A 523-nucleotide genomic window follows, 5' to 3' on the forward strand; every position below is an offset into this window, starting at 1 on the left:
CGATGGTGCTGGTACCGGCCTTCCTCGGGCTGTTCATCGGGCGCAAGCTGCTGAAGATCGAGAAGCCGATCCTGATCGGCGCCATCGCGGGCCAGCAGTGCTCGACCCCCGCCATCACCGCGGTCAGCAACGTCGCCCAGAGCAGCGTGCCGATGCTCGGCTACACGATCACGTACACGATCTCGAACTTCCTGCTCCCGCTGACCGGGCCGATCTTCGTCGGCCTGATCGGGCTCAAGACCTGAGCCGTCGTCAAGGGTCGTGGGAGGGCCGCTCCGTCACCCGGCGATGCGCCGTCGGGCGCCCCCTGGCGGCGGGGCGGCCGTCTGCGGTTGGATGGCCGGATGGGTGGCGAAACGATCTCGGGTCGGGGCACAGCAGTGGTGATCGGGGGCGGGCTGGCCGGGACACTGGCGGCCTGGGCCCTGCGGGACGCGGCCGAGCGGGTGGTGGTGGTCGAACGGGACCGCTACCCCGAGCAGCCGGACTTCCGGGCCGGGCTGCCGCAGGGGCGGCACGCCCA

Annotated in this window: 2 protein-coding genes; both read left to right on the forward strand. The window is 71.5% G+C overall.

Annotated elements, in window-relative coordinates:
* The coding region (locus ABD323_RS45330; protein WP_486327200.1) for an aspartate-alanine antiporter-like transporter at nt 1–245 on the forward strand (245 nt) is incomplete at its 5' end.
* 99 nt (nt 246–344) lie between these two features.
* The coding region (locus ABD323_RS45335; protein ID WP_344447767.1) for an NAD(P)-binding protein at nt 345–523 on the forward strand (179 nt) is incomplete at its 3' end.

The sequence above is a fragment of the Kitasatospora nipponensis genome (assembly GCF_039528135.1).
Taxonomy (GTDB): Bacteria; Actinomycetota; Actinomycetes; order Streptomycetales; family Streptomycetaceae; genus Kitasatospora; species Kitasatospora nipponensis.